This is a genomic window from Pseudomonas sp. EMN2 (genome assembly GCF_009650555.1).
GTDB classification, from domain to species: Bacteria; Pseudomonadota; Gammaproteobacteria; order Pseudomonadales; family Pseudomonadaceae; genus Aquipseudomonas; species Aquipseudomonas sichuanensis.
Genome location: NZ_VZZR01000062.1, coordinates 1 through 22,324, shown reverse-complemented (window position 1 = coordinate 22,324; position 22,324 = coordinate 1). Strand labels below are relative to the sequence as shown.

General features: G+C 64.8%; 17 protein-coding genes and 1 pseudogene. 7 read left to right on the top strand and 11 right to left on the bottom strand.

The window, feature by feature from the left end; all coding sequences use genetic code 11:
• Positions 1–5: 5 nt before the first annotated feature.
• A complete protein-coding gene (locus F6X61_RS18785) occupies positions 6–875 on the bottom strand; it encodes an oxaloacetate decarboxylase (protein WP_153787888.1) in 870 nt (289 codons plus the stop codon).
• A 358-nt stretch (positions 876–1,233) separates the two neighbouring features.
• Here F6X61_RS18785 and F6X61_RS18780 point away from each other — a divergent pair, with 358 nt between their 5' ends.
• Positions 1,234–2,685 (top strand): MDR family MFS transporter, encoded by a 1,452-nt coding sequence (locus tag F6X61_RS18780; RefSeq protein ID WP_153787887.1) that lies wholly within the window; start codon positions 1,234–1,236, stop codon positions 2,683–2,685.
• A 157-nt stretch (positions 2,686–2,842) separates the two neighbouring features.
• On the opposite strand, the gene F6X61_RS18775 is transcribed toward F6X61_RS18780, so the two are convergent.
• Positions 2,843–3,475 (bottom strand): TetR family transcriptional regulator, encoded by a 633-nt coding sequence (locus tag F6X61_RS18775; RefSeq protein WP_153787886.1) that lies wholly within the window; start codon positions 3,473–3,475, stop codon positions 2,843–2,845.
• Between the two features lie 256 nt (positions 3,476–3,731).
• Here F6X61_RS18775 and ttgA point away from each other — a divergent pair, with 256 nt between their 5' ends.
• The 5 genes from ttgA to F6X61_RS18750 all read left to right on the top strand — a co-directional run bounded on the left by ttgA (position 3,732) and on the right by F6X61_RS18750 (position 12,165).
• The gene (gene ttgA, locus F6X61_RS18770; protein ID WP_110993741.1) at positions 3,732–4,886 is read left to right on the top strand and encodes a toluene efflux RND transporter periplasmic adaptor subunit TtgA; all 1,155 of its coding nucleotides are present in this window, start codon (positions 3,732–3,734) and stop codon (positions 4,884–4,886) included.
• 3 nt (positions 4,887–4,889) lie between these two features.
• A complete protein-coding gene (ttgB, locus tag F6X61_RS18765) occupies positions 4,890–8,042 on the top strand; it encodes a multidrug efflux RND transporter permease subunit TtgB (protein ID WP_153787885.1) in 3,153 nt (1,050 codons plus the stop codon).
• Positions 8,039–9,484, top strand: a complete 1,446-nt coding sequence (locus tag F6X61_RS18760) for an AdeC/AdeK/OprM family multidrug efflux complex outer membrane factor (RefSeq protein ID WP_153787884.1) — start codon at positions 8,039–8,041, stop codon at positions 9,482–9,484. Before ttgB ends, F6X61_RS18760 begins: the two co-directional genes overlap by 4 nt.
• Positions 9,485–9,734: 250 nt before the next feature.
• Complete coding sequence (locus F6X61_RS18755) at positions 9,735–10,988, top strand: OprD family porin (protein ID WP_153787883.1); 1,254 nt, start codon at positions 9,735–9,737, stop codon at positions 10,986–10,988.
• A gap of 193 nt (positions 10,989–11,181) precedes the next feature.
• Entirely contained in the window at positions 11,182–12,165 is a 984-nt protein-coding gene (locus F6X61_RS18750) for a LysR family transcriptional regulator (RefSeq protein WP_153787882.1), read from the top strand.
• Here F6X61_RS18750 and F6X61_RS18745 read toward each other — a convergent pair.
• Positions 12,065–12,751 carry a Crp/Fnr family transcriptional regulator gene (locus tag F6X61_RS18745; protein WP_153787881.1) on the bottom strand — a complete coding sequence of 229 codons (687 nt, stop codon included), beginning with the start codon at positions 12,749–12,751 and terminating at the stop codon, positions 12,065–12,067. The genes F6X61_RS18750 and F6X61_RS18745 overlap by 101 nt on opposite strands.
• Positions 12,752–12,842: 91 nt before the next feature.
• Here F6X61_RS18745 and F6X61_RS18740 point away from each other — a divergent pair, with 91 nt between their 5' ends.
• Positions 12,843–13,367, top strand: a complete 525-nt coding sequence (locus F6X61_RS18740) for a DUF962 domain-containing protein (RefSeq protein WP_153787880.1) — start codon at positions 12,843–12,845, stop codon at positions 13,365–13,367.
• Between the two features lie 77 nt (positions 13,368–13,444).
• Here F6X61_RS18740 and pcaC read toward each other — a convergent pair whose 3' ends face one another.
• From pcaC to F6X61_RS18700, 8 genes and pseudogenes are all read right to left on the bottom strand, one after another.
• Complete coding sequence (gene pcaC, locus F6X61_RS18735) at positions 13,445–13,837, bottom strand: 4-carboxymuconolactone decarboxylase (RefSeq protein ID WP_153787879.1); 393 nt, start codon at positions 13,835–13,837, stop codon at positions 13,445–13,447.
• An 11-nt stretch (positions 13,838–13,848) separates the two neighbouring features.
• Positions 13,849–14,640, bottom strand: coding sequence for a 3-oxoadipate enol-lactonase (gene pcaD / locus F6X61_RS18730; RefSeq protein WP_153787878.1), 792 nt, complete (start codon positions 14,638–14,640; stop codon positions 13,849–13,851).
• Positions 14,641–14,651: 11 nt separating this feature from the next.
• Entirely contained in the window at positions 14,652–16,004 is a 1,353-nt protein-coding gene (locus tag F6X61_RS18725) for a 3-carboxy-cis,cis-muconate cycloisomerase (protein WP_153787877.1), read from the bottom strand.
• Positions 16,005–16,013: 9 nt separating this feature from the next.
• A complete protein-coding gene (locus tag F6X61_RS18720; RefSeq protein WP_153787876.1) occupies positions 16,014–17,303 on the bottom strand; it encodes an MFS family transporter in 1,290 nt (429 codons plus the stop codon).
• Positions 17,304–17,457: 154 nt separating this feature from the next.
• On the bottom strand, positions 17,458–18,663 hold the full coding sequence (pcaF, locus tag F6X61_RS18715) for a 3-oxoadipyl-CoA thiolase (RefSeq protein ID WP_178125849.1): 1,206 nt from the start codon (positions 18,661–18,663) through the stop codon (positions 17,458–17,460).
• Positions 18,660–19,439, bottom strand: a complete 780-nt coding sequence (locus F6X61_RS18710) for a CoA-transferase subunit beta (RefSeq protein ID WP_153787874.1) — start codon at positions 19,437–19,439, stop codon at positions 18,660–18,662. The genes pcaF and F6X61_RS18710 overlap by 4 nt, the downstream gene beginning before the upstream one ends.
• Positions 19,436–20,296, bottom strand: coding sequence for a CoA transferase subunit A (locus F6X61_RS18705; protein ID WP_153787873.1), 861 nt, complete (start codon positions 20,294–20,296; stop codon positions 19,436–19,438). Before F6X61_RS18705 ends, F6X61_RS18710 begins: the two co-directional genes overlap by 4 nt.
• Before the next feature lie 269 nt (positions 20,297–20,565).
• Positions 20,566–21,910, bottom strand: a pseudogene (locus F6X61_RS18700) (MFS transporter).
• Positions 21,911–22,324 lie beyond the last annotated feature (414 nt).

Genomic DNA, 22,324 nt, shown 5'->3' with positions numbered 1-22,324 from the left:
GCCGGTCACTCCTCGACGCTCATGTATTCCTTGGCCCAACGGATATAGTCCTCCGGCTGGGTGTAGGTGTGCGAGAGCTCGGTGGCGTTGAGGCTATCCGACTTGTGCTGCTGGCCACGCTGCAGGCGCAGGCAGTCGTAGGTGGCCTTGATCGCGGCGAAGTAGGCGGCATGTCCGTCGACCACGATACGCACGCCCAGGCGCGCCAGGCGCTCGTCGTCACGCAGGTTCGGGTTGCCGTAGGTGACCAGCATCAGCGGCACGTTCAGGTGCTCGGCGATCTGCTCCAGTTGCTCGAAGTCCTTCACCCCCACCATGCAGATGCCATCGGCACCAGCCTTCTGGTAGCTCTGGGTGCGCACGATGATTTCTTCGGTGCTCAGCACCCCGGCGTTGGTCCGGGCGATGATCGCCATGGCCGAATCGACGCGGGCTTCCAGTGCAGCGCGGATCTTGCCGACGCCCTCTTCCACCGGAATCAGATCAGTGGACTTGCGGCCGAACTGGGCCGGCAGCAGGGTGTCCTCGATGGTCAGGGCGGCAACCCCGGCACGCTCCAGTTCAATCACCGTGCGCATGACGTTGAGGGCGTTGCCGTAGCCATGGTCGGCATCGGCAAGCACTGGCAACTGGGCAACGCGGCCGATGCGGGTGGCCTGCTCGACGAACTCGCTGAGGGTGATCAGGGCAAAGTCCGGCGCGGCCAGTACCTGCAACGAGGCGACCGAGCCTCCGAGAATGCCGACTTCAAAGCCAAGGTCGGCGGCGATGCGCGCAGACATGGGGTCGAAGACCGAAGCGGTGTGATAGCACGAACCTGAAGCGAGCAGTTCGCGGAAGGCAAAACGCAGATCGTGGTGGGAAGCCTTGGACATGATGACTCCGCTTGTAATAAGAAATGTTGAGCGGCTGACAACCGACCCCTGTATCGGGTCTACCTGACTGATCCAACCGTCGCCATCGGAGGCGGTCATGCTTGTCATGCAGGCAGAGGAATAAAAGGTGTGGAAATACAGCAACGCGAAACCCTGTGGCAAAACGCTGCACCATGCTGGTGCAAGCCCCGGATTTCAGCCTCTGCGACCGTTGTACGATATCACGCAGCCATGCAGCACTGGATGAATGCGCCAATGCCGATCTTGCATAGGGGATGCACAGAGTACATAGGAAGCTACTCAACTCAGGTTACAATCAGGCCACTCCGAATGAGCTGATCACAACCAGGTAGCTTCCGTGACCGCCGCCCTGCCCCCTACCGTTCTGCGCAGCGTACTGACCGCCCTGATGCTGGCGATCTTCCTCGGCGCCCTCGACCAGACCATCGTCGCCGTGTCGCTGCCGGCGATCTCCGCCCAGTTCAACGATGTCGGCCTGCTGGCCTGGGTCATCTCCGGCTATATGGTAGCCATGACCATCGCCGTGCCGATCTACGGCAAGCTCGGCGACCTGTATGGCCGGCGGCGCATGATCCTCACCGGCACCGCGCTGTTCACCCTCGCCTCGATTGCCTGCGGCCTGGCCCAGGACATGCCGCAACTGGTGCTGGCGCGGGTGCTGCAAGGCATCGGCGCAGGCGGCATGGTGTCGGTAAGCCAGGCGATCATCGGCGACTTCGTGCCGCCACGCGAACGTGGCCGCTACCAAGGCTATTTCAGCAGCATGTACGCCCTGGCCAGTGTCGCCGGGCCGGTGCTGGGCGGCTGGCTGACCGAGTACCTGTCGTGGCGCTGGGTGTTCTGGATCAACCTGCCGCTGGGGTTGGTGGCGCTGTGGGCGATCCACCGTGCCCTCGACGGGTTGTCGGTGAAACGCCGCGAGGTACAGGTGGACTACCTGGGCGCGGTGTTGATGATCATTGGCCTGGGCAGCCTGCTGCTGGGCATCACCCTGGTGGGCCAGGGGCATGCCTGGCAGTCGACACCGGTACTGGTACTGCTGGGCTGCGCGCTGCTCGGGCTGCTGGTGTTCGTGGCCCACGAGCGACGTTGCCGTGAGCCACTGCTGCCGATGAGCCTGTTCGGCAACCGGGTCGCGGTGCTGTGCTGGTGCGTGATCTTCTTCGCCAGCTTCCAGTCGATATCGCTGACCATGCTCATGCCCCTGCGTTACCAGGGCATCACCGGGGCCGGCGCCGACAGCGCCGCGCTGCACCTGCTGCCGCTGGCCATGGGGCTGCCGCTCGGCGCGTTCACCGGTGGGCGCATGACCAGCCGCACCGGGCGTTTCAAGCCACAGATCCTGACCGGCGCGCTGCTGATGCCGGTTGCCATCGCTGCCATGGCCCTGACACCACCGCAATCGGGTTGGCTCAGCGCACTGTTCATGCTGCTGACCGGCGTCGCCTGCGGGTTGCAGTTCCCTACCTCGCTGGTGGGTACCCAGAGTGCAGTGGAGGCGAAGGACATCGGCGTGGCCACCAGCACCACCAACCTGTTCCGTTCGCTGGGTGGGGCGATGGGGGTGGCGTGCATGTCCAGCCTGCTGCTGGCGTTGTTGCAACAGGGTGGTTTCGAGCTGCTGGGCAATCCTCTGCTGGGCAGCCTCAAGGCAGGTGAGGCGGATCCAGAGACCCAGGCGCGGTTGCTGGAAACGTTCCGGCATCTGCTGCTGGCCAGTGCAGGGGCTTCGTTGCTTGGGTTGCTGGCTGCGCTGGCGTTGCCGGATCGGCAGTTGCGCGGGCGGTGATCGTGGGAGCGGGCTTGCCCCGCGATTGCATTGGCAACTTCAAGTTCGCGATCGCGGGGCAAGCCCGCTCCCACGATTCGCATACCCCGAGGTGATGAGCATTAATCCCCCCTTAACCCGCCAAGAGAGACACTCCCTCACAATCCTTCACAAAGTGTCATTTGCGCAGGCTTGGGCTCAAGCGCAGCATATCCAGCCCGGTGTCCACCCACTTTTCGGCATCGCGCAGCAGGTCGAAACTGTCCGGCAGCAGCAACCAGCGCCCGATCAGGCCATCAACGTAGGCAAATAGCGCCACGGCAGCACGCTCGCAATCGAGGTCGGCAGGTAATTGCCCACGCCGCACGGCATTGGTCAGGGTCAGGGCGATGCCCACATGGCAGTCGATTACCGCGTTCTGGCGTTGCTGGCGAATCTCACACATGTCGTCGGTGAACTCGCACTTGTGGTGCAGGATTTCATTGATACGCCGGGTTCGGGCATCCAGCACCAGCTGGTTGAACACTTGCAGTAACAATTTGCGCATGCAACCCAGCGGGTCGAGTTCATCCTCGCTCTCACTGGCCCGGGCCAGGTGGTCGTGGGTTTCGTGCAGGCAGTCGAGCAGCGCCTGGACCAGGTCGGCCTTGTTGCTGAAATGCCAGTAGATCGCGCCACGGGTCACCCCCGCGAGCTCAGCGATGTCGGCCAGTGTGGTTCGCGCAACCCCGCGCTTGTAGAAGGCCTTTTCCGCCGCCTCGATGATCTGGGCGCGGGTTTCCTGGGCTTCTTCTTTGGTTCGACGGACCATGGCAGCACAACCTCTTCAGGCCCCGCACGCACTTCTGGCGGGCGGGAATCAGGCCGGGGTCGCCTCTTCAAGGGCCGTTCCCGGGGGTAATTGAGCGGTTCGCGGTGGGGGCTACGCAATCCACCGGCGGTATTTACAAACAAGCATGAATGTAAGTATATTCGGTAGCAAGCTATTAATCCACCGGATAGCGTTTTTCTGACAAGACACTTCCACTATTCTTGAGCTCCCTTGCTCCAGCGACCCGAGGATCCTCATGCAATTCAAGCCAGCCGTAACCGCCCTGGTTTCCGCCGTGGCCCTGGCAACCCTGCTCAGTGGCTGTAAGAAAGAAGAAGCCGCGCCTGCGCCGCAGGCTCCTCTGGTCGGCGTCGTCACCGTTCAACCCCAGTCCTTCACCCTGACCTCGGAACTGCCGGGGCGCACCACGGCCTACCGCATCGCCGAAGTCCGCCCGCAGGTCAATGGCATCATCCTCAAGCGCCTGTTCAAGGAAGGCAGCGACGTCAAGGAAGGGCAGCAGCTCTATCAGATCGACCCCGCCGTCTACGAAGCCAACCTGGCCAACGCCCAGGCCAACCTGCAGGCTACCCGCTCGCTGGCCGAACGCTACAAGCAACTGATCGACGAGCAGGCCGTCTCCAAGCAGGAATACGACGACGCCAATGCCAAACGATTGCAGGCAGAGGCCGCACTCAAGAGCGCCCAGATCGACCTGCGCTACACCAAGGTGCTGGCACCGATCAGCGGTCGCGTCGGCCGCTCCTCGGTCACCGAAGGCGCGCTGGTGAGCAATGGCCAGACCAACGCCATGGCCACCATCCAGCAACTCGACCCGGTCTACGTCGACGTCACCCAGTCCACCGCCGAGCTGCTCAAGCTGCGCCGTGACCTGGAAAGCGGCCAGTTGCAGAAGGCCGGTGACAACGCCGCGCAAGTGCAGCTGGTGCTCGAAGACGGTAGCCTGTTCAAGCAGCAGGGCCGCCTGGAGTTCTCGGAAGTTGCCGTCGACGAAACCACCGGTTCCGTGACCCTGCGCGCGATCTTCCCCAACCCCGACCACACCCTGCTGCCAGGCATGTTCGTGCACGCCCGCCTCAAGGCCGGGGTCAATGCCAACGCCATCCTGGCCCCGCAACAGGGCGTGACCCGCGACCTCAAGGGCGCGCCAACCGCACTGGTGGTCAACCAGGAAAACAAGGTCGAACTGCGCCAGCTCAAGGCCAGCCGTACCCTGGGCAGCGACTGGCTGATCGAGGAAGGCCTGAACCCGGGTGACCGCCTGATTACCGAAGGCCTGCAATACGTACGCCCAGGCGTCGAGGTCAAGGTCAGCGAAGCCACCAACGTCAAGAAGCCGGCCGGCCCCGATCAGGCCAACGCGGCGAAAGCAGACGCCAAAGCGGAGTAAACCATGTCGAAGTTCTTTATCGATCGCCCGATCTTCGCCTGGGTGATCGCCCTGGTGATCATGCTGGTCGGCGCCTTGTCGATCCTGAAGCTGCCGATCAACCAGTACCCGAGCATCGCGCCGCCGGCCATCGCCATCGCCGTGACCTACCCGGGCGCCTCGGCGCAGACGGTGCAGGACACCGTGGTGCAGGTGATCGAGCAGCAGCTCAACGGTATCGACAACCTGCGTTATGTGTCGTCGGAAAGTAACTCCGACGGCAGCATGACCATTACCGCCACCTTCGAGCAGGGCACCAACGCCGACACCGCGCAGGTGCAGGTGCAGAACAAGCTCAACCTGGCCACCCCGCTGCTGCCGCAGGAAGTGCAGCAGCAAGGTATCCGCGTCACCAAGGCTGTGAAGAACTTCCTGCTGGTGATCGGCCTGGTGTCCGAAGACGGCGGCATGACCAAGGACGACCTGGCCAACTACATCGTCTCCAACATGCAGGACCCGATCTCGCGGACCGCAGGCGTGGGTGACTTCCAGGTGTTCGGTGCCCAGTACGCCATGCGTATCTGGCTCGATCCGGCCAAGCTCAACAAGTTCCAGCTGACCCCGGTCGACGTGCGCACCGCGGTTGCCGCGCAGAACGTGCAGGTGTCGTCCGGTCAGCTCGGCGGCCTGCCAGCCCTGCCGGGTACCCAGCTCAACGCCACCATCATCGGCAAGACCCGCCTGCAGACCGCCGAGCAGTTCGAAAAGATCCTGCTCAAGGTCAACAGCGACGGCTCCCAGGTACGTCTGGGCGACGTCGCGCAAGTCGGTCTGGGCGGCGAGAACTACGCCGTCAGCGCCCAGTTCAACGGCAAGCCCGCCTCCGGCCTTGCCGTGAAGCTGGCCACCGGCGCCAACGCCCTGGATACCGCCAAGGCGCTGCGCAAGACCATCAGCGACCTGGAACCCTTCTTCCCGCCTGGGGTGAAGGCCGTGTTCCCGTATGACACCACCCCGGTGGTCACCGAATCGATCAGCGGGGTTATCCACACCCTGATCGAAGCCGTGGTCCTGGTGTTCCTGGTGATGTACCTGTTCCTGCAGAACTTCCGCGCCACCATCATCACCACCATGACCGTGCCCGTGGTGTTGCTGGGTACCTTCGGCATCCTTGCGGCGGCCGGTTTCAGCATCAACACCCTGACCATGTTCGCCATGGTGCTGGCCATCGGCTTGCTGGTGGACGATGCCATCGTCGTGGTGGAAAACGTCGAACGGGTCATGTCCGAAGAGGGCTTGCCGCCCAAGGAGGCGACCAAACGCTCGATGGAGCAGATCCAGGGCGCGCTGGTGGGTATTGCCCTGGTGCTGTCGGCGGTACTGCTGCCCATGGCCTTCTTCGGCGGCTCCACCGGTGTGATCTACCGTCAGTTCTCGATCACCATCGTCTCGGCCATGGGCCTGTCGGTACTGGTCGCACTGATCTTCACCCCGGCCCTGTGCGCCACCATGCTCAAGCCGCTGAAGAAGGGCGAGCACCATGTGGCCAAGCGCGGCTTCTTCGGCTGGTTCAACCGCAACTTCGACCGCAGCGTGGTCGGCTACGAGCGCAGCGTCGGTACCATCCTGCGCAACAAGGTGCCGTTCCTGCTGGCCTACGCGCTGATCGTGGTCGGCATGATCTGGCTGTTCGCCCGTATCCCCACCGCGTTCCTGCCCGAGGAAGACCAGGGCGTGCTGTTCGCCCAGGTGCAGACCCCGGCCGGCTCCAGTGCCGAGCGCACCCAGGTGGTGGTCGACCAGATGCGCGAATACCTGCTCAAGGAAGAAGCCGACACCGTGGCTTCGGTGTTCACCGTGAACGGCTTCAACTTCGCCGGCCGCGGCCAGAGCTCGGGCATGGCGTTCATCATGCTCAAGCCATGGGACGAGCGTTCGGCCGAGAACAGCGTGTTCAAGCTGTCGCAACGCGCCCAGCAGCACTTCTTCAGCTTCCGTGACGCGATGGTGTTCGCCTTCGCCCCGCCTGCGGTGCTGGAGCTGGGTAACGCCACCGGCTTCGACGTGTTCCTGCAGGACCGCGCCGGTGTCGGCCACGTCAAGCTGATGGAAGCGCGCAACCAGTTCCTGGCCAAGGCCGCGCAGAGCAAGATTCTCAGCGCTGTGCGCCCGAACGGCCTGAACGACGAACCGCAGTACCAGCTGACCATCGATGACGAACGTGCCAGCGCCCTGGGCGTGACCATCGCCGACATCAACAGCACCCTGTCGATCGCCCTCGGCGGCAACTACGTCAACGACTTCATCGACCGTGGCCGGGTCAAGAAGGTCTACATCCAGGGCGCGCCCAACGCGCGGATGAGCCCGGAAGACCTGCAGAAATGGTACGTGCGCAATGGCGCCGGCGAGATGGTGCCGTTCTCCTCGTTCGCCAAGGGCGAGTGGACCTACGGCTCGCCGAAACTGTCGCGCTACAACGGTGTTGAAGCGGTCGAGATCCTCGGTGCCCCGGCCCCAGGCTACTCCACCGGTGAAGCCATGGCCGAAGTCGAGCGCATCGCCGGCGAACTGCCAGCCGGTATCGGCTACTCCTGGACCGGCATGTCCTACGAGGAAAAACTCTCCGGCTCGCAAATGCCGGCGCTGTTCGCCCTCTCGGTCCTGTTCGTGTTCCTCTGCCTGGCAGCGCTGTACGAAAGCTGGTCGATCCCGATCGCCGTGGTACTGGTCGTGCCCCTGGGCATCATCGGTGCGCTGATCGCCACCAGCATGCGCGGGCTGTCCAACGACGTGTACTTCCTGGTCGGCCTGTTGACCACCATCGGCCTGGCGGCGAAGAACGCGATCCTGATCGTCGAATTCGCCAAGGAACTGCACGAACAGGGCCGCAGCCTGTACGACGCCGCCATCGAGGCGTGCCGCATGCGTCTGCGCCCTATCATCATGACCTCCCTGGCGTTCATCCTCGGCGTGGTACCGTTGACCATCGCCAGTGGCGCCGGCGCCGGTAGCCAGCACGCCATCGGTACCGGTGTGATCGGCGGCATGATCAGTGCGACCGTGTTGGCCATCTTCTGGGTACCGCTGTTCTTCGTAGCAGTGTCGTCGCTGTTCGGCAGCAAAGAGCCGAAAACCGACGCCACCCCTGAAACTCCACGTTATGAGGCTGGGCAATGACCAAGTCTTTTCTGTCCCTGGCGGTAACCGCTTTCATTCTCGGCGGCTGCTCGCTGATCCCTGACTACCAGACCCCGGAATCGCCGGTGGCTGCGCAGTGGCCGCAAGGCCCTGCGTACTCGCCGACCGAGTCGGCCAACGTGGCCGCAGCCGAACAGGGCTGGCGCCAGTTCTTCCACGACCCGGCGCTGCAGCAGCTGATCCAGACCTCGCTGGAAAACAACCGCGACCTGCGCGTGGCGGCGTTGAACATCGACGCCTACCGCGCCCAGTACCGCATCCAGCGGGCCGACCTGTACCCGGCGATTTCGGCCACCGGCAGCGGCAGCCGCCAGCGCGTGCCGGCGAACATGTCGCAGTCCGGTGAGGCCGGCATCACCAGCCAGTACTCGGCCACCCTCGGCGTCAGCGCCTACGAGCTGGACCTGTTCGGCCGGGTGCGCAGCCTGACCGAGCAGGCCCTGGAAACCTACCTGTCCAGCGAGCAGGCGCGCCGTTCCACGCAGATCGCCCTGGTGGCCAGCGTGGCCAACGCCTACTACACCTGGCAGGCCGACCAGGCGCTGTTCAAGCTGACCGAAGAAACGCTGAAAACCTACGAGGAAAGCTACAACCTCACCCGCCGCAGCAATGAAGTGGGCGTGGCTTCGGCCCTCGACGTCAGCCAGGCGCGCACCGCCGTGGAAGGCGCGCGGGTCAAGTACTCGCAGTACCAGCGCCTGGTCGCCCAGGACGCCAACAGCCTGGCCGTACTGATCGGCACCGGCATCCCGGCCAACCTGGCCAAGCCGCTGGAGCTCAATGCCGACCAGCTGGCCGAAGTGCCGGCCGGCCTGCCGTCCGATATTCTTCAGCGCCGCCCGGACATCCAGGAAGCCGAGCACCTGCTCAAGGCCGCCAACGCCAACATCGGCGCCGCCCGCGCCGCGTTCTTCCCGAGCATCAGCCTGACGGCCAACGCCGGCAGCCTGAGCCCCGACATGGGCCACCTGTTCTCGGGCGGCCAGGGCACCTGGCTGTTCCAGCCGCAGATCAACCTGCCGATCTTCAACGCCGGCAGCCTGAAGGCCAGCCTGGACTACTCGAAGATCCAGAAGGACATCAACGTCGCCAAGTACGAAAAGACCATCCAGACCGCCTTCCAGGAAGTCTCCGATGGCCTGGCGGCGCGCAAGACCTTCGAAGAGCAGCTGCAGGCGCAACGCGACCTGGTGGCCGCCAACCAGGATTACTACCGCCTGGCCGAGCGCCGCTACCGTATCGGGATCGACAGCAACCTGACCTTCCTCGATGCCCAGCGCAACCTGTTCAGCGCCCAGCAGTCGCTGATCGGCGATCGCCTGTCGCAGCTGGTCAGCGAGGTCAACCTGTACAAGGCCCTCGGTGGTGGTTGGTACGAGCAGACCAACCAGCAAGCGTCGGTAGAGTCGCCAAAAGGCTGATTACACCGGCAACAACAAAAAGCCCACCCTCGCGGTGGGCTTTTTGTTGCCTGAACCGGCCAATCGCGGGGCAACCAACATTGCGTTCGATAATCGCCCCGTTCCGCTTGCGGCGAATTGCCTCGCCCCCACGCTCCCCCGCACCATCGCCCACGCAACGTTGCACAAGTTCTCACAAAGACGCCCGTCCCCTGCGGCCCGCACCCGCAGCGCCCCGGCTCGCCCAATAAAAACAAGAGATCCACGACAGATGAGCACTTTGCACCCCGCACGCCAGCTGCTGCCCGGCCTGTTGGCCATGTCCTGCGCCCTGCCCGCCCTGGCCGCCGAAAGCGGCTTTTTCGAGGACGCCAAGGCCAGCCTCAACCTGCGCAACTTCTACATCAACCGCAACTTCGTCGACCCGGCCAACCCCCAGGGCAAGGCCGAGGAATGGACCCAGAGCTTCATCCTCGACGCCCGCTCCGGCTTTACCCAGGGCACCGTCGGTTTCGGCCTGGATGTGCTGGGCCTGTATTCGCTGAAGCTCGACGGCGGCAAAGGCACCGCCGGCACCCACCTGCTGCCGGTGCACGACGATGGCCGCCCGGCCGATGACTTCGGGCGCCTGGGCGTGGCGTTCAAGGCGCGCCTGTCGCAGACCGAACTGAAGGTCGGCGAATGGATGCCGGTGCTGCCGATCCTGCGCTCCGACGATGGCCGCTCGCTGCCACAGACCTTCCGTGGCGGCCAGCTCACCTCCAAAGAGATCGACGGCCTCACCTTGTATGGCGGCCAGTTCCGCGGCAACAGCCCGCGCAACGACGCGAGCATGGAAGACATGTTCATGCAGGGCCGCGCCGCCGCGACCTCCGACCGCTTCAACTTCGCTGGCGGTGAATACACCTTCAACGACAAGCGCACGATGATCGGGCTGTGGGATGCGCAGCTCAAAGACATCTACCGCCAGCAGTACCTCAACCTGGTGCACAGCCAGCCATTGGGTGACTGGACTCTGGGCGCCAACCTCGGTTACTTCATCGGCAAGGAAGATGGCAGCGAACGCGCCGGCGAGCTGGACAACCGCACCGCTTCGGCCCTGCTCTCGGCACGCTACAAGGGGCATACCTTCTACGTTGGCCTGCAGAAGGTCAGCGGCGACGACGCCTGGATGCGGGTCAACGGCACCAGCGGCGGCACCTTGGCCAACGACAGCTACAACTCAAGCTTCGACAACGCCAAGGAACGCTCCTGGCAGGTGCGTCACGACTTCAATTTCGTCAGCGTCGGTGTCCCTGGGCTGACCTTGATGAACCGCTATATCAAGGGTGACAACGTGCACACCAGCGCAGTGAACGACGGCAAGGAATGGGCGCGGGAGACCGAGCTGGCCTATGTGGTGCAGTCCGGTGCACTCAAGGATCTGTCGGTGAAATGGCGCAACTCCACCATGCGCCGGGACTACAGCACCAATGCATTCGATGAGAACCGGTTGATCGTGAGCTATCCGCTGAATCTGCTCTAGCAGGTCTGGCCTCTTCGCGGGTAAACCCGCTCCCACAGGATTCCTACCTAACCTGTGGGAGCGGGTTTACCCGCGAAGAGGCCAGCAATGACAACAAAGAACAAAAGTGCATATACAAATCAAATAACATTCTTTGACGTTATATGTAACAAAAGCTAAAACCGAGCCCTGCCCCCCGCACCAGAGCCCGAGCATGGACCTCCGCCAACTGCGCTATTTCATCGCCCTCACCGAATACCGCAGTTTCGTCCGCGCCGCAGAAGCCATGGGCATCACCCAACCGGCATTCAGTCGGGCCATCCAGAACCTCGAACAAACCCTCGGTTGCACCCTGGTCGACCGTGGCAACAAAGCCCTGCCTCCCACCCCCGAAGGCCAGGTGGTGCTGCAGCACGCCCGACGCCTGGTGCAAGGCGCCGCCCAGCTGAACAACGAGGTGTTGCAGATGACCAAGCTCGACGCCGGTGAACTGCACTTCGGCAGTGGCCCGGCTCTGGCGGTGCGCCTGGTACCCGAGGCCTTGCAGCAGTTCATCGAGCGCCACCCCGGCATCCGCACCCAACTGCTGGTGGACAACGCCGAGCGCCTGGGCCAGGCCCTGCGCCGCGAGCAGATCGAGTTCTTCGTCGACGACATCCGCCCGTTCGAGGCCGACCCGAATTTTCACACCGAGCCGCTCAACCCACGCCCCGGCCTGTTCTTCTGCCGCCCCGGGCACCCGCTGCTGGCCAAGGACAGCCTGTCGACCAACGACCTGTTCGCCTACCCCCTTGCCTGCGCCCTGCTCGCCCCCGGGGTACGCAAGCGCCTGGCCAACCTCAGCGGGCGCAACGACTTCACCCCGCACCTGCAAACCGAGCACCTGGCGGTGCTGCGCAGCGTGGTGCTGGCCAGCGACGCGGTCGGCAGCGCCAGCGAAGAAGCGGTGGCCGAGGACCTGGCCGCCGGCACCCTGGTGCGCCTGCACTGGCGCAACCTGCCGCCGGGGCTGGAGGTGCTGAGCGTGCGTTGCGGGGTGGTCAGCCGCAGCGGTTATCGCCTGTCGCCGGCGGCGCGGGCGATGATCGACACCCTGGTCAGCCTGGATGCTGAGCCATTGCCCGCAGCCGCGGCGCATCGACAATCTCCACCTCGCCATAGCCCAGGCGTACCACGCCGGACTGTTCGAGGTTCCTGAGAATCTGGTTGATGGTCTGGCGCGACAGCGACAGCATCAGCGCCAGCTGCTCCTGGGACAGTTGCAGGCGCCACTGGGCGATATCGCGCTCGCCATAGCCCTCGGCGATCTGCAACAGGCGGTGGGCTACCCGGGGCGCTGCGGCCAGCAGGCTCTGCTGCTCCAGGGCGACGAATACCCAGCGCAACTTGTGGCTCATCAGCAACGCCAGCTCGCGCCAGTGCTGCGGTTCGCGCGCCAGCCAGTCGAGCAACGGCGCCTGGGGGATCCACAACAAACGCGTGGCGCCTTCGGCAAAGGCGTCATGGGTACGCGGCTGGCCATCGAACAGGCTGATCTCGCCGAACCAGTACGGCGCCTCGACCAAGGTCAACAGCGCCTCCTTGCCCTCGCTGCTGACCGCGCCGACCCGCATCGCTCCTTCCAGCACCGCATACAGCCCGCATGGCGCATCGCCACGCTGGAACAGGCATTGCCCCGGCGCCAGCTCGCGGATTCGGGCCAGGGCCAGCAGGCTATCCTGAACGTTACACGGCAACTGCCGAAACCACTGGCCGTGCAGCAACTGGGTACGCGGATCGTGCATGGCACCTCGCAAAGCGGACTCTGTCGGCCAGGCGACAGACGACGACGGATGGACGGGGCAAGCTGCGCCTACCCCTGATGGAGGAACAACAATGAAAAACCTCGTCGAACACCTGAGTCAATACGCGGCCTATCACCGCGACCCACGCAATATCGGCACCCACTTCGTCGGTATCCCGCTGATCGTGCTGGCGGTGAGCATTCTGCTGTCGCGGCCCGGTTGGGACGTGGCGGGTTTCTGGCTGTCACCGGCATTGCTGCTGGCCACCTGGTCGGTGTGGTTCTACCTGCGCCTGGACCTGCGTTTCGGCCTGGTGATGGGGCTGTTGCTGGGGTTGTGCCTGTGGGCCGGCCAGGCCTTGGCCGTGCAGCCCACCGGGTTTTGGCTGAGCGCGGGGCTGGGGGCTTTTGTGGTGGGCTGGATCATCCAGTTTGTCGGGCATGCCTACGAGGGGCGCAAGCCGGCGTTTGTCGATGATGTCAGCGGGCTGATCATCGGGCCGTTGTTCGTGGTGGCAGAGCTGGCGTTCATGACCGGGCTGTGTGGCGATCTGAAGAAGGCCGTGGAGGCCAATGCCGGGCCGGTGGCGATCCGCCAGAAGAAAGCCGCCGTCTAGCAAATCGCGGGGCAAGCCCGCTCCCACGAGATCTAGAGCGCCGAATCTCGTGGGAGCGGGCTTGCCCCGCGATGGCGTTATTGGCGCGACTCAACCCCCAACTCATCCCACACCGACTCCGCCAGGTGGAAAGTGGCATTGGCCGCCGGAATGCCGCAGTAGATCGCACTCTGCATGAGCACTTCCTTGATCTCTTCACGGGTCACGCCGTTGTTGGCCGCCGCGCGCAGGTGCAGCTTGAGTTCATCGTTGCGGTTCATGCCGATCAGCATGGCGATGGTGATCAGGCTGCGGGTATGCCGTGGCAGCCCCGGGCGGGTCCAGATATCACCCCAGGCATGGCGGGTGATCATTTCCTGGAACTCGCCGTTGAAGTCGTTGAGCTTCTCCAGGCTGCGGTCGACATGGGCATCGCCCAGCACCGCCCGGCGCACTTGCATGCCGGCGTCGTAGCGTTGTTTCTCATCCATGGCGTATGTCCTCAGCGGGCCAGCAAAAAATCGAGCACGCGGTCACTGAACGGCGCACCGACCTCGACGTTGGACAGGTGCGCCGCCGGGAACTCGGCGTAATCGGCACCCAGGATACCCGCCTGCATGAAGCGGCCATGCTCCGGCGTGGTGACCACATCGGCGCTACCCGCGACGATCAGGGTCGGCACCTGAATGCGCTCAAGCTGGTCACGGAAATCGGCATCGCGCACAGCGGCGCAGTTGCCGGCGTAACCGGCAGGCGAGGTGTGCGCCAGCATCTCGGTGATGCGTTGGGCAATCGCCGGCTCGGCCGCGGCGAACGCCGGGGTGAACCAGCGCGCAATCGAGGCATCGCGCAGGTCACGCATGGCCTGCTGGCCGCCCTTGAGCACGGTGTCGATGCGGGTGTTCCAGACCTCGTCATTGGCGATTTTCGCCGCCGTGTTGCACAGGGTCAGGCTGAGCAGGCGCGAGCCTGCGTTGATACCCAGCCACTGACCGATCAGGCCGCCCATGGACAGGCCGACGAAGTGGGCCTTGGGGACATCTAGCGCGTCGAGCAGCGCCAGCACATCGTTACCCAGTTGTTCGATGCTGTATGGCCCCTCGCTGACCACCGAGGCACCGTGGCCACGGGTGTCGTAACGCAGCACGCGAAAGTGTTCGCTCCATGCCGGGATCTGCGTGTCCCACATGCCAAGGTCGGTACCCAGCGAGTTGGACAACACCAGCACCGGGGCATGCGCCGGGCCGTCGAGTTGGTAATGCAGTACGCCATCGGCCAGTTGCACGTGCGCCACAGCGGTCTCCTTCAGGCAATGAATCGTTGATGTTCGGCCACGGCACGCGCCACCCAGACACGGGCCTGGCCGAGGTAATGGGCAGGGTCGAGCAGGCGGTCGAGTTCGTCGGCGGACAACTCGGCGCTGACCTGGGGTTCGTCACCCAGCACGGCACGCAGGTGGCGTTGCTCGGCCACTGCGCGTTGGCAGCAGGTTTCCAGCAGATGATGGGCGCGATCGCGGCCCAGGCGCTGAGCGAGGACGATGCTGACGGCTTCGGCCAGCACCAGCCCCTGGGTGAGGTCGAGGTTGCGGCGCATGCGTGGGGCGTCCACTTCCATGCCCTCGGCGATCACCTGGGCCTGGCGCAGTGCGCCGGATACCAGGCAGCAGATTTCCGGCAGGGTTTCCCATTCGGCGTGCCACAGGCCCAGGCTGCGTTCGTGCTCCTGGGGCATGGCGCTGAACAGCGTCGAGACCAGCCCCGGCACACGAGTGGCGGCGCCAATCAGTACCGCCGCCCCCACCGGGTTGCGCTTGTGCGGCATGGTCGAGGAGCCGCCCTTGCCCGGCGCTGAGGGTTCGAACAGCTCGCCCGCCTCGGTCTGCATCAGCAGGCTGACGTCGCGACCGAACTTGCCCAGGCTGCCGGCGATCAGGCCCAGCACCGAGGCAAACTCCACCAGGCGGTCGCGCTGGGTGTGCCAGGGCTGCTCGGGCAAGGTCAGCTGCAGCTGTTCGGCCAAGGCTTCGGCCACCGGCAACGCCTTGCTGCCCAATGCCGCGAGGCTGCCGGAGGCACCGCCGAACTGCAGCACCAGCAGGCGCGGGCGCAGCTCCTTCAAGCGCTGGCGATGACGGGTCAGGGCGCCGAGCACACCGGCCAGCTTCATCCCCAGGGTCACCGGCGTGGCGTGCTGCAACCAGGTGCGGCCCACCAGTGGCGTGTCGGCATGCTGCAGGGCCTGGCGGGCCAAGGTGTCGGCGAGGCTGCCGAGGTCGCATTCGATCAGCGTCAGCGCCGCACGCAGTTGCAGCACCAGGCCAGTGTCCATCGCGTCCTGGCTGGTGGCGCCCAGGTGCACATAGCGCTCGGCCTCGGGCACGCCACTGGCGATGACCTTGCCCAATGCCTTGACCAGCGGGATCGCCGAGTTACCGGCGGTGGCGATGGCCTCGGCCAATGCCCGCACGTCGTAGCGCTCGGCCTTGCAGGCGGCCTCGATCGCCGGCACCACGGCATGTGGCACCAGCCCGGCGGCGGCTTCGGCACGGGCCAGGGCCGCCTCGAAATCGAGCATGCCCTGCAGCCGGCCCCGGTCGGAGAACACCTCGCGCATGGCCGGGGCGGTGAAGTAGGCGTCGAACAGTTGGTTGCTCATGCAACGTCCTTAGTGATCATCGTGCAGGTACTGCGCCCGCTTGGGCAGGCGCAGGCTGAACAGGAAGGCCACCGCCATCATGGCGGTCACGTACCAGTAGAAGGTGTTCTCCATGCCCAGGGTCTTCAAGCCCAGGGCCACGTACTCGGCCGAACCGCCGAACACCGCGTTGGCGATCGCATAGGCCAGCCCTACCCCCAGCGCCCGCACCTGCGGCGGGAACATCTCGGCCTTCACCAGGCCGCTGATCGAGGTGTAGAAACTGACGATGCACAGTGCCAGGGTCACCAGCACGAAGGCCATGAACGGGCTGCTCACGGTCTTCAACGCCATCAGCAACGGCACGGTGAACAAGGTACCCAGGGCGCCGAACAGCAGCATCGAGTTACGCCGGCCGATGCGGTCGGAAAGCATGCCGAACACCGGCTGCAGGATCATGAACAGGAACAGTGCGCCGGTCATCACGAAACTGGCGCTCTTGGCGTTCATGCCGGCGGTGTTGACCAGGTACTTCTGCATGTAGGTGGTGAAGGTGTAGAAGATCAGCGAGCCGCCGGCGGTGTACCCCAGCACGGTGATGAAGGCGCCGGCATGGTTGCGCAGCAGGCCACTGATCGAGCCTGCGTCCTTGTTCTGGCGGGTCTCGGCGCTGCTGGTTTCTTCCAGGGAGCGGCGCAGCACCAGCGAGATCAGCGCGGCAACCGCACCGACCACGAACGGGATGCGCCAGCCGTAGGCGCGCAGCTCTTCTTCAGTCAGCAACTGCTGCAGGATTACCACTACCAGCACCGCCAGCAACTGGCCGCCGATCAGGGTGACGTACTGGAACGAGGCAAAGAAACCGCGTTGGCCGCGCAGCGCCACTTCGCTCATGTAGGTGGCCGTGGTGCCGTACTCGCCGCCCACCGACAGGCCCTGGATCAGCCGCGCCAACAGCAGCAACGCCGGCGCCCAGGCACCGATGCTGGCGTAGGTCGGCAGGCAGGCAATGATCAAGGAGCCGAAACACATCATCAGCACCGAGGTCATCAACGAATTCTTGCGCCCGTGACGGTCGGCCAGGCGGCCGAAGATCCAGCCGCCGATGGGCCGCATCAGGAAGCCCGCGGCGAACACGCCGGCGGTGTTGAGCAACTGCACCGTGGGGTCGTCGGAGGGGAAGAAGGCCGGGGCAAAATAGATGGCGCAAAAGGCGTAGACATAGAAGTCGAACCATTCCACCAGGTTGCCCGACGAGGCACCGACGATGGCGAAGATGCGTTTGCTGCGTTCTTCGCCGGTGTAATAGGTTGAGGTCATGGTGCGTTTACTCCTGGAGGGTCACAGGTAATTCTAGACATACCTGGTTACACACTCGTTCCGCCTCGCCCCCATCGCGGGGCAAGCCCGCTCCCACAATTTATCTGTCTGGTAGCGTGGGAGCGGGCTTGCCCCGCGATAGGGCCGGTACAGGTCAAACCCGCTCGATGGCCAACGCCAACCCCTGCCCAACCCCGACACACATGGTCGCCAGGCCTTTACGCCCGCCAGTCTTCTCCAACTGATGCAACGCCGTCAGCACCAGCCGCGCACCACTCATGCCCAGCGGGTGGCCGAGGGCGATGGCGCCGCCATTGGGGTTCACCTGCGGCGCATCATCCGCAACACCCAGTTCGCGCAGCACCGCCAGGCCCTGGCTGGCGAAGGCTTCGTTGAGCTCGATGACATCGAAGTCGGCCACGGCCACACCCAGGCGCTCGGTCAGTTTGCGTACCGCCGGCACCGGGCCGATGCCCATCACCCGTGGCGCCACACCGGCGCTGGCCATGCCCAGCACTCGGGCACGTGGGGTCAGGCCGTGTTTCTTCACGGCTTCGGCCGAGGCGAGGATCAGCGCCGCGGCACCGTCGTTGACGCCCGAGGCATTGCCGGCAGTGACGGTCTTGTCCGGGCCATTGACCGGCTTGAGACGGGTCAGCGCTTCGAGCGTGGTGTCCGGGCGCAGGTGCTCGTCCTGCTCGACCAGGGTCTCGCCTTTTTTATGGGCAATGCGCACCGGCACGATCTCTTCGGCGAAGAAACCGGCGGCCTGTGCAGCACCCGCCTTCTGCTGGCTGCGCAGGGCGAAGGCGTCCTGGTCGGCGCGCGACACCTGGTAATCGTCGGCAACGTTGTCGGCCGTCTCAGGCATCGCATCGACGCCGTACTGGGCTTTCATCAGCGGGTTGATGAAGCGCCAGCCAATGGTGGTGTCTTCCAGTTTCATGTTGCGCGAGTAACCGCTCTCGGCCTTGCCCATGACGAACGGCGCACGCGACATCGACTCGACGCCGCCGGCAATGGCCAGCTCCATCTCGCCGCTGGCGATGGCGCGGAAGGCGGTGCCGATGGCATCCATGCCAGAGGCGCACAGGCGATTGAGGGTCACGCCCGGCACGCTCTGCGGCAAGCCGGCCAGCAGCAGGGCCATGCGCGCGACGTTGCGGTTGTCCTCACCGGCCTGGTTGGCGCAGCCGAGGAACACTTCGTCGAGCTGGTCCCATTGCACGCTCGGGTTACGCTCGATCAGCGCCTTGAGCGGCACGGCTGCCAGGTCATCGGCGCGCACGCCGGCCAGGGCGCCGCCGAAGCGGCCGATGGGGGTGCGGATGGCGTCACAGATGAATACGTCACGCATCAGGCTTCTCCTGCCACTTGCCCATGGGCGGCGGCGGTGCGGGCTTCGAGGTCACGCAGCGCGGTCAGCTCGACCTCGCTCGGCGCCGCAGTTTCCTGGGCGTTGTCGGCAAAGCGGATCGCCCAGCCGGTGGCGTTGATGATCTGCTCGCGGGTCACGCCCGGGTGGATCGAGGTCACCACGAACTCGTGGGTGCCGGCTTCCGGCTCCATGATGCACAGGTCGGTGATGATGCCGACCGGCCCTTCGCCAGGCAGGCCCAGGCGCTTGCGCGAGTCGCCGCCTTCGCCGTGGCCGACCGAGGTGATGAAGTCGAGCTTGTCGACGAACGCCCGCGGCGACTGCTTGAGGATGATCAGCACCTGCTTGGCGGACCCGGCGATCTCCGGCGCACCGCCGGCACCCGGCAGGCGGGTTTTCGGCGCGTGGTAGTCACCGACCACGGTGGTGTTGATGTTGCCGAAACGGTCGACCTGGGCGGCGCCGAGGAAGCCCACGTTGATGCGCCCGCCCTGCAGCCAGTAACGGAAGATTTCGCCGGTCGGCACCACGGTGTCGGCGGTTTCCGCCAGTTCACCGTCACCGATCGACAGCGGCAGCACGCTGGGCTTGGCACCGATCGGGCCGGACTCGTAGATCAGCACCACGTCCGGCGACGAGGTCAGGCGCGCCAGGTTGGCGGCCTTGGACGGCAGGCCGATGCCGACGAAGCAGACAGCACCGTTGCGCAGGCGACGGGCGGCGGCGACGGTCATCATTTCTGAAGTGGAGTAGCTCATTGCGCGGCCTCCGCGGTGCTGGCCAGCTTGGCCTGGAATTCGGTGAAGTCGGTGGTGCCACGGATGTAAGTGTCGATCCAGGCGCTGAAGGTTTCGCGGTTGCGGGCAATCGGGTCCCAGGCCTGGTAGAAGCGGTTGTCGCGCTCGTAGTAACCGTGGGCATAGGACGGGTGGGCGCCGCCCGGTACCAGGCACACCGCGCTCAAGGCCCAGGTCGGCAGCACGCAGGCGTTCATCGGTGCGTTGAGGTCGTCGACGATCTCTTCGACGGTGACGATGCAACGCTTGGCCGCCAGGGCCGCTTCCTTCTGCACGCCAAGGATGCCCCACAGCAGCACATTGCCCTTGCGGTCGGCCTTTTGCGCGTGGATCACGGTGACGTCCGGACGTACCGACGGCACGGCGGCGAGCACTTCGCCGGTGAACGGGCAGATGACACTCTTGATCAACGGGTTGACCTTGGGCAGGTCAGAGCCGGCGTAGGCGCGCAGCACCGCGAACGGCAGGCCGGAGGCACCGGCGACATAGGCGTTGGCCAGGTCGGCGTGGCTGTGCTCTTCGATTTCAATGGCGTGCGGCCACTGCTTTTCCACCGCGTCGCGCAGGCGGTGCAGCGAACCCACCCCTGGGTTGCCGCCCCAGGAGAAGATCAGCTTGCGCGCGCAGCCGGCGCCGATCAGCTGGTCGTAGATCAGGTCCGGGGTCATGCGCACCAGGGTCAGGTCGCGCTTGCCTTGGCGGATGATCTCGTGACCGGCGGCGGTCGGGATCAGGTGGGTGAAGCCTTCGAGGGCGACGCTGTCGCCATCCTGGATGAACTGCTTCACGGCATCGTGAAGCGAGAGGATTGCTGCCATTGGAGACTCCTGGTCAGGACGAGCCGGGTCGGTGAGCAGCGGGCCCATGCGTCGCTGCGATGGGCCCAGATTAAGGAGACTGGCGGGGCGGTTACAATCCGATAATCGCACTTTTGTGCGATTATCGAACCATTTGTTATCCTGCTACTCATCTATGCCAGGCCTACCCTCCCCTTGTGGGAGCCGGCTTGCCGGCGATTGGGCCTGACAGGGGAATACCGATTGAAGGCCTGACGCTATCGCCGGCAAGCCGGCTCCCACAGGTGCACTCAGGTGGCGTCGGCGTGGCTTACCAGCCCCTTGACCACCACCCCCACGGTCGCCAACGCCGCCGGCACCAGCAGTGCGGTAAGCACCTGCTCGAAGTTCCAGCCCAGCCCCAGCAAGGTCGCCCCGCTCCAGGCGCCGAGGATCGCGCCGAAACGGCCGATGCCGAGCATCCACGATACGCCGGTGGCACGCCCTTGGGTGGGGTAGAAGCGCGCCGCCAGCGACGGCATGGCCGACTGCGCACCGTTGACGCACATGCCCGCCACCAGCACCAGGGTCGCCAACAGGGTGATGTTGCCCAGGCTCTGCCCCACCGCGTAGGCGAACACCCCGGCCAGCAGATAGAAGATGCCGATCACCTTGTGCGGGTTGAAACGGTCCATGGCCCAGCCTACGCCCACCGCGCTGAGCACGCCGCCGAACTGGAACAGCGCGCCGATGAACGCGGCCTGCTCCATGCTCGCGCCGCTGTCGCGCATCAGCGTGGGCAGCCAGCTGGTGAGCAGGTAAACGATCACCAGGCCCATGAAATAGGTCAGCCACAGCAGCACCGTGCCCAGGCCGTAAGTGCCGGAGAAGATCACCGCGAACACATTGCGTGCTGCCACCGCCTTCTGCTCCGGCACACTGAAGCTCGCTGCCTGGGCAACCACCTGGGGTGCGATCGGCGCCAGGGTCTTGCGCACTTTGTCGGTACCACGGTTGCGCACTACCAGGAACCGCGCCGACTCCGCAGCCAGACCAACAGCACCACGGCCAGCAACAGCGGCAGCACGCCACCGATCACCAGCAGGCTGTGCCAGCCGTAGGCCGGGATCAGCTTGGCGGAGATGAAGCCACCGCCGGCCATGCCCAGGTTGAAGCCGCAGAACATGCTGGTCACCAACAACGACTTGAGGCGCTCGGGGGTGTACTCGGAGAGCAGCGTAGTGGCGTTGGGCATGCCCGCGCCCAGGCCCAGGCCGGTGAGGAAACGCAGCACCAGCAACTGGTCGACATTGCTTGCGTAGGCAGAGGCCAGGCTGAAGCCGCCGAATACCAGCACCGCGCCTACCAGCACGCCCTTGCGCCGAAACGGTCGGCCAGCGGCCCGGAGCCCAGCGCACCGAACACCATGCCGATCAGCGCGGCACTCATGACCGGGCCGAGGCTTGCGCGGTCGATCCCCCACTCCTGGGACAGCGCCGGGGCAATGAAGCCCATCGCGGCAGTGTCCAGGCCGTCGAGGAAGACAATCAAGAAGCACAGAATCACCACGCGCCATTGATACCGGGACAGTGGCTGGTCGTTGATGAACGACTGAACGTCGAGGCAGTTGCCGACGGTTGATTGCGGTTTGTTCATTGTTATTATCCGGAAGATAGGCGCAGGCAGGCTACTGCGTACAGCAAAGCGCAGGAACGATAAGTTTCGCAGGGAAACAGCGGACGGGGTTCAGCCGGAGTTGAGCGGTAGCGTGCGCGGGTGCGGCCGCGACAGCAAAAGATGCGTATTCATCGAAGGAGCCCTTTTTGGCCTGTTGTTATTGTCAGGTCGGCACAGCCGACTTGTGCGACAGACATTAATCAGCGGGCCGGGCCTGCGCAATTCGTCGAAGACGACATTGTGCGTTTATCGAACAGGAAACTTTCGGGCTGTTCGATTCTGGTGCATTCGCAAGGCTTGCTATGGAAGCAACTGTGAACTGGCCTAATGATTTTGGACACCTTCATCGGGCGCTATGATGGCGCCCAATTGGAGGCAAAATCAGTGCGTAAA

What these genes read in the sequence shown, in the direction of transcription:
- ttgA (WP_110993741.1), top strand. Translation starts at nt 3,732, where the DNA reads ATGCAATTCAAGCCAGCCGTAACCGCCCTGGTTTCCGCCGTGGCCCTG.
- F6X61_RS18710 (WP_153787874.1), bottom strand. Translation starts at nt 19,439, where the DNA reads ATGAGCTACTCCACTTCAGAAATGATGACCGTCGCCGCCGCCCGTCGC.
- ttgB (WP_153787885.1), top strand. Translation starts at nt 4,890, where the DNA reads ATGTCGAAGTTCTTTATCGATCGCCCGATCTTCGCCTGGGTGATCGCC.
- F6X61_RS18760 (WP_153787884.1), top strand. Translation starts at nt 8,039, where the DNA reads ATGACCAAGTCTTTTCTGTCCCTGGCGGTAACCGCTTTCATTCTCGGC.
- F6X61_RS18740 (WP_153787880.1), top strand. Translation starts at nt 12,843, where the DNA reads ATGAAAAACCTCGTCGAACACCTGAGTCAATACGCGGCCTATCACCGC.
- F6X61_RS18755 (WP_153787883.1), top strand. Translation starts at nt 9,735, where the DNA reads ATGAGCACTTTGCACCCCGCACGCCAGCTGCTGCCCGGCCTGTTGGCC.
- F6X61_RS18725 (WP_153787877.1), bottom strand. Translation starts at nt 16,004, where the DNA reads ATGAGCAACCAACTGTTCGACGCCTACTTCACCGCCCCGGCCATGCGC.
- F6X61_RS18750 (WP_153787882.1), top strand. Translation starts at nt 11,182, where the DNA reads ATGGACCTCCGCCAACTGCGCTATTTCATCGCCCTCACCGAATACCGC.
- F6X61_RS18745 (WP_153787881.1), bottom strand. Translation starts at nt 12,751, where the DNA reads ATGCACGATCCGCGTACCCAGTTGCTGCACGGCCAGTGGTTTCGGCAG.
- F6X61_RS18775 (WP_153787886.1), bottom strand. Translation starts at nt 3,475, where the DNA reads ATGGTCCGTCGAACCAAAGAAGAAGCCCAGGAAACCCGCGCCCAGATC.
- F6X61_RS18785 (WP_153787888.1), bottom strand. Translation starts at nt 875, where the DNA reads ATGTCCAAGGCTTCCCACCACGATCTGCGTTTTGCCTTCCGCGAACTG.
- F6X61_RS18720 (WP_153787876.1), bottom strand. Translation starts at nt 17,303, where the DNA reads ATGACCTCAACCTATTACACCGGCGAAGAACGCAGCAAACGCATCTTC.
- pcaC (WP_153787879.1), bottom strand. Translation starts at nt 13,837, where the DNA reads ATGGATGAGAAACAACGCTACGACGCCGGCATGCAAGTGCGCCGGGCG.
- F6X61_RS18705 (WP_153787873.1), bottom strand. Translation starts at nt 20,296, where the DNA reads ATGGCAGCAATCCTCTCGCTTCACGATGCCGTGAAGCAGTTCATCCAG.